At 69.1% G+C, this 5,761-nt stretch carries 7 protein-coding genes; 1 reads left to right on the plus strand and 6 read right to left on the minus strand.

The annotated features are described in order from the left end of the window. Positions 1-117: 117 nt before the first annotated feature. The 4 genes from ACTHL9_RS12060 to ACTHL9_RS12075 form a co-directional block, all read right to left on the minus strand. Positions 118-903: an ABC transporter permease gene (locus ACTHL9_RS12060; protein ID WP_440519370.1), complete on the minus strand. Its 786-nt coding sequence runs from the start codon at positions 901-903 to the stop codon at positions 118-120. Next, positions 900-1,829, minus strand: a complete 930-nt coding sequence (locus tag ACTHL9_RS12065) for an ATP-binding cassette domain-containing protein (RefSeq protein ID WP_440519371.1) — start codon at positions 1,827-1,829, stop codon at positions 900-902. The genes ACTHL9_RS12060 and ACTHL9_RS12065 overlap by 4 nt, the downstream gene beginning before the upstream one ends. After that, positions 1,826-2,692, minus strand: a complete 867-nt coding sequence (locus ACTHL9_RS12070) for a DUF4097 family beta strand repeat-containing protein (RefSeq protein WP_440519373.1) — start codon at positions 2,690-2,692, stop codon at positions 1,826-1,828. The genes ACTHL9_RS12065 and ACTHL9_RS12070 overlap by 4 nt, the downstream gene beginning before the upstream one ends. A gap of 73 nt (positions 2,693-2,765) precedes the next feature. Next, positions 2,766-3,302 (minus strand): toxin-antitoxin system HicB family antitoxin, encoded by a 537-nt coding sequence (locus ACTHL9_RS12075; RefSeq protein ID WP_440519374.1) that lies wholly within the window; start codon positions 3,300-3,302, stop codon positions 2,766-2,768. A gap of 293 nt (positions 3,303-3,595) precedes the next feature. Here ACTHL9_RS12075 and ACTHL9_RS12080 point away from each other — a divergent pair, with 293 nt between their 5' ends. Next, a complete protein-coding gene (locus tag ACTHL9_RS12080; protein WP_440519376.1) occupies positions 3,596-3,796 on the plus strand; it encodes a hypothetical protein in 201 nt (66 codons plus the stop codon). On the opposite strand, the gene ACTHL9_RS12085 is transcribed toward ACTHL9_RS12080, so the two are convergent. Beyond that, positions 3,780-4,634 (minus strand): amidohydrolase family protein, encoded by an 855-nt coding sequence (locus ACTHL9_RS12085; protein WP_440519378.1) that lies wholly within the window; start codon positions 4,632-4,634, stop codon positions 3,780-3,782. The genes ACTHL9_RS12080 and ACTHL9_RS12085 overlap by 17 nt on opposite strands. Further along, on the minus strand, positions 4,631-5,614 hold the full coding sequence (locus tag ACTHL9_RS12090) for a LacI family DNA-binding transcriptional regulator (protein ID WP_440519380.1): 984 nt from the start codon (positions 5,612-5,614) through the stop codon (positions 4,631-4,633). Before ACTHL9_RS12090 ends, ACTHL9_RS12085 begins: the two co-directional genes overlap by 4 nt. Between the last annotated feature and the right edge of the window lie 147 nt (positions 5,615-5,761).

The following is a 5,761-nucleotide window of genomic DNA, read 5'->3' on the forward strand; positions in this document are numbered from 1 at the left end:
TGAGCTGAAGGGGCACGGCGCCGCCGCTCGGGCGTTGCGGAGCGCAGCAGCTTGCGTGGCTGCCGTCGTTGGCTGCGTTCATGATTGCCTCTCGGCGTTCTGGGGCTTCTCTCGAATCTACACCGACTTGCGCTCGTAGAGCCTCCCGGCCCACGCGTAGCCGAGAGCGATGAACACCGCGCACCAGATCAGCGACCACCAGCCGTCGCCCGAGCTCGGTGCGCGCCCGGCGAGCAGGTCGCGCGCGGTCTCGATGAACGGCGTGAACGGTTGCGCGTCGGCAAACCACTGCAGCCAGCCCGGCATCGAGGCGGTCGGGACGAAGCCGCTGCCGAGGAACGGCAGGAGCGTGAAGATCATGGGCCAGTTGCTCGCGGCTTCGACGGTCTTGCTGCTCATGCCCATCGCGACGGCGACCCATGACACCGAATAGCACACCAGCGCCAGGAAGGCCGTGAGCGCGAGCCACGCGAGCGGCCCGGCCGCCGGGCGGAACCCCATGAGCAGCCCGACGCCCAGAACGATCGCGAGGCACAGGAGCCCCTGCACGGTGTTGCCGAGAACATGGCCGTTGAGGACGGCCGCCCGCGAGATCGCCATCGAGCGGAAGCGGGCCACGATCCCCTCCGTCATGTCCTGGGCGATGCCGATCGAGGCCCCGTTCGCAATCCCGGCCACGCCGATCAGGAGGATGCCCGGCACTACATACGCGAGGTACTGCTGGCTCGCGCCCTCGCCACCGCCGGGCAGCCCGGCGCCGAGGGTGCCGCCGAAGACGTAGACGAACAGCAGCAGGAGCAGCACTGGGATCCCGATCACGAAGACCGTGAGCCCCGGGTAGCGCATCATGTGAAGAAGATTGCGGCGGAACATTGTCGCCGAATCGGCGGCGATGGTGGTCATGATTCCTCCCGGGTGGAGGCGGTCGCGGGGGCGGCTGCGGTGGATGGGGATTCTGGGGACGACGACGGCGGGTTGCCGGTGAGCGCAAAGAAGACGTCGTCGAGGCTCGGCGCGCGCAGGCTCGCGGTGGCGAGCTGATCGCCGTCGAGCTCGTCAAGCACCCGACGGAGCCCTCCGACAGTTCCGTCGATGGGGATCTCGGGCCGCGCCGTCCCGTCCCGATCCGTGACGACAAGCACCTCCGTGCCGACCCGCGCCTTGAGCTCTGAGGGGGTGCCCTCGCCGACAATGCGCCCCTGGTCGAGCACGACGACGCGATCGGCCACGCGGTCGGCCTCCTCGAGGTACTGGGTCGTCAGGAAGATGGTGACGCCGTCATCGAGCAGCTCGCGGACGATCTCCCACATGGTCTGGCGGCTCCGCGGATCGAGGCCCGTGGTGGGCTCGTCGAGGAACACGATCTGCGGCGTTCCGACGAGCGTCATCGCGAGGTCGAGGCGGCGCTTCATCCCGCCCGAGTAGGTGATGAGCGGCTTGCGCGCGGCGTCCGTCAGGTCGAATCGATCGAGCAGCTCGGCGACCCGCCGGCGACCGGCGCGGGGGCCGAGGTGGCGGAGGTTGGCCATGAGGCGAAGGTTCTCCTCGCCGGTGAGCAGGCCGTCGACGGCGGCGAACTGACCGGTGAGCCCAATGGCGCTCCGAACCCCCTGCGGGTCCCGGAGCAAGTCATGGCCGGCGATCGTCGCGGTTCCCCCGTCTGGCCGGACGAGGGTCGAAAGAATGTGGACCGCCGTGGTCTTGCCCGCCCCGTTCGGGCCGAGCAGCGCTAGGACGGTGCCGGCGTCGACGGTGAGGTCTACGCCGTCGAGCACGGTTTGCCCGCGATAGCGCTTGGTGATCCCGCGGGCCACGATTGCAGTGGTCATGACATTGGTTCCCTTCTCATGCGGGAGCCCGCGCGACGGACGACGACGTCGGCCCAGGTGGAGCGCAGGCGGAGTTCGACCGTGCGGCCGCTAGACGCAGCCTCCGGGTCTGAAGTCAGTTCATTGCGGACGGCGCCGTGCAGTGATGCAGCGTCGAGCCAGGCGGCAACGCCTGCGGGCACCCCGACCTCCACTTCGGCATAGCCGTTCTCGAGGCGGATCGAGCCGCCGTTGACCTCGCGCACGCGGATGGCGCCGTGCGCGCTCTTGGCGGTGACGTCGTCGAGCGCTCGGTCTATGGTGAGAGGCCCAGAGGTGGTGACCTCGACGGGGCCCGCCGTGGTGCCCACGTCGATGGTGCCGTGGGAGCCGCGCAACCGCGCCTCGCCATCGATGCGGCCGATCCGCACCTGGCCGTGACCGAGGTTCGCATCGAGGCGTCCGGCCACGTGCTCGATGTCCACGGTTCCGTAGGGCGAGACGAGCACGAGGCCGTGGATCGTGTCGCCGGTGACGGTCCCGTATTTGGCGGTGATGCTGCACTCGCCAAGCTCGCCGCGGGTGCGGACCGAGCCGTAGGCGCTTTCGACGTCGACCCGCGAGCCGCGGGGCAGCTCAATGCGGACGTCAACCGAGTCGCTCGGGCCGAACAGATTGCGCCGGCGCGGCAGCCGGACGCGAAGCCTTTCGGCCTCGAACGAGATGGCGGCCTCTTCGGCGAGCGACACGTCGCCGCTGCGGCCCGGGTTCGTCGGGACCACCTCGGCGAAAACTTCGGGGCGGTCGGAAGCGATCACTTCGACGTGGCCGACGCCCAGGTCGATGGCGGCGTCAATCGGGCCGATTGCTTCGTATCGGGGCATGGGGGACCTCCTTGTGGGCAGGACGGATCAGCCCCGGTGCTGACGGGACTGCTGTGGATGGTGCCGGTGGGGGCTAGCTGACCCAGCCGGTGAAACTGTCTCCGGAGCGCGTCTCACGCTGCGCGGAGCGGCGGCTCTTGGGTTCGAGGGCGGCCGCGATGGCGCGGACCAGCCAGGCGTTGAGGGAGAGCCCATCCTGCGCGGCGGCCCGTTCGACGCGGGCCTTCAGCTGATCCGGCAGGCGCAGGGTGGTGCGGGAGGTGACGGTGTCGTCGAAGGCATCGGCGCTCGCCAGGCCCTCGTCGTTTCCCGTCTCGGCCGGCGCGGTGTGCGACGGTGTCGTAGTGGTGTCAGCGAACTCGGCCGCCGGGGGCGGTGACACCACGAACTCCGGGTCGCGACCCCGGAGACGCACGTCAACCGACCCGGGAGCCAGCTCGCGCGTGATCTCGCTCGCCGCGTCGCTGAGCGCTTCGAGAAGCGCGAGCCGCGCGGCCGACTCGAGCCCGAAGCTCAGCTGCTCGGCCAGCCCGCGGGCCTCTTCCCCCCGAGCCTCCAGCGAGGCGGCGAGCTGGGACCGAAGGTCGGCGACGTAGCGCTCAAGATCCATGACGTCATCATGACACCATAATGGTGTCACTGGCAAGAGGCTGTGGTGTCGCGCTCCGGTGGCACGCTCCTCGTTGCGCCGTCACGTTTGCAGGGTGTGGCGTCGGCCTCCCCAGCTCTCATGGCGACGACGGCGCGAGTCGCCGCTGGTCTGACCGACTCGCCGCGGGTTGAGGCTTAAAGCCGGGGACGAAGGGTGAGGGACCGGCGGGGACCCTGCGGAGGTGACGGGGCAAGTGAGACACGGCGTGTCATTCATTGGATAGCGAGGGTCGCAAGCTCTATCTTCATCTCATGGCTGAGCTGAACGTCCTCGAGGACGTGTCGATCGCGGACCAGGCCCGCGAGATCCTGTCCGCCCTGCTTGTCGACCCGGTGCTGGACGAGGACGTGAAGGACGGGCTGCGGCGGCGCATGGCCGACCGGCCCGATCAGCCGGACAAGGTGCTCTTCGAGCACCTCCTCGAGAGCCGGAAGCCTACTCAGGGGCGGTAGTACCAAGCCGGTAGAGGCGCTGGGCGGTTCGGCCGAGAACGTCGAGCCGGTCGTCGTGGCTTGGGACATGGTGCTCCGCCAGCTGGCGCAGGTCCCTCCATGCCTGCTGATAACTGGTCCTCAGCAGGACGACCGGCCAATTGCCGGCAAGCATGAGCCGCGACGCGCCGAAGTGGTCGACGACGTGTCCCACGTACCGCTCGAGCCGTTCCGCCTCCCAGTGTTCGCTCTTCGTCAGGGCATCCATGCCTACCGACACCTTCATCGCGACATTGGGATTCGCCGCGAGGGCGACGACGTTGCTCGCCCACGGCTCCCAGCCCTGCGCCTCGATCGGAGGCCGCCCGAGATGGTCGACGATGATCGTCAGCTCGGGCACCGCCCTCGCCAAAGCCACGACCTGCCGCGTCTGCTGCCCGGTGATCGGCACGACATCCCACGTCAGGGACCGCGCTGCCAGTTCGCGGAACAGGGCCAGCGACTGCGGCGCCGTGAGCCATTCGAGTGGGTCATCGGCGACGAGGCATCGGACGCCGCAGAGCTTCTGCCCGGGGAACGAATCCAGCTCGGCGAAAGCCTCGCGGGGCTCGCGAAGAGGGGCCCAGGCGACGACGCCCGCGACGTGCGGTTCCTTGGCATAGCGGGCAAGCCGCACGTTCTCCGCAGCTTCGTCGACAGATTGGACCAGCACGGTGCGTTCAACACCGGCAGCGGCTAGCTCGGGCGCAAGATCCAGAGGGAGGAAGTCGCGCTCGAGGGCCCTATGCTCGGGCGCCCGCCACGGCTGATCCTGGACGGCCGTTCGCCAAAAGTGGTGGTGCGCGTCGATCGTGCTCATGGGCGGCAGCCGCAGGTTCCGCCCGCCACGAGTTCTCCTTGGAGCGTGCGGTGGATTTCGCCGTCGGGTTCTATCGCCGTGCGGACTGCGAGGTCGGCCATGACTTCCACGGGCTGGCGCACGGCCGTGAGGACGGGTCGTGTGAATCTTGCGAGTCGCGTTCCGTCGATGGAAACCAGCGCCATGCGGGCGGGCGCGTGCCCGCCGTCGTCTGCCAGGGCCGCGAGGGCGCCGATGGCTTGGACATCCGAGGAGCAGACGGCGGCGGTGGGAACTGTCTTGAGCTTCAAGCAGGCAGTCATGGCCTCATAGCCGCCCGAGAAGGTGAAGCGAGCGGCCTCCACGGGGAGGGGCTCCAGCCCGGCTTCGGCGAGGGCCTGCAGATAGCCCGAGATGCGCTCCTCCGAGACGGACGTGGAGTGTGGGCCGCTGATGATGGTGATGAGCTCGTGGCCGTGCTCGATGAGGTGCTTGCTCGCCACGTAGCCGGCGTGGCGGTTGTCGAAGCGGACGGTGGAGACGGCGGTCTCCGCCCGGTAGCGGTCCATGGTGACGATGGGGATCCTCAGATCGAGGACGTCGGAGAGGTCCTCTTCGCCGGAGGCGCTGACCAGGATGATGCCGTCGACGCGCCGTTCGGCGAGGGTCTTCAGGTAGGAGCGCTCCCGTTCGATGTCGTCGGCGCTGTTGCAGACGAGCACGGATTTCCCGGCGCGGAAGGCGGAATCCTCGATGGCGCGGGCGAGTTCGGCGAAGAAGGGGTTCGAGGCGTCCGGGAGGATGACTCCGAGCGTGTCCGAGCGGCCGGTCCTGAGCGAGCGGGCGAGCCCGTCCCGCTTGTAGCCGAGGGCGACGACGGCCTCCAGCACACGCTGTCGGGTCGCCGCGGACACGGGCCGGGGTCCGGAGTTGAGCACGTAGGAGACGACGCCGGGGGAGACTCCCGCGGCCTTGGCGACGTCGTTGCGCGTGACGGCCACCCGTCCCCCTTTCCGGTGATTCAGAGGTTGCGCCGTGACCGTTTGACGGGGTGGACCCCGCCAACCGGACCGCGCCACCGGGGGGGTTGGGGGCGCGCGTGTGGGTCTTTCGGGTAGTATACACCTACAAAGGCAACGGGGGGGGGG

This window comes from Sinomonas sp., assembly GCF_051955515.1.
GTDB lineage: Bacteria > Actinomycetota > Actinomycetes > Actinomycetales > Micrococcaceae > Sinomonas.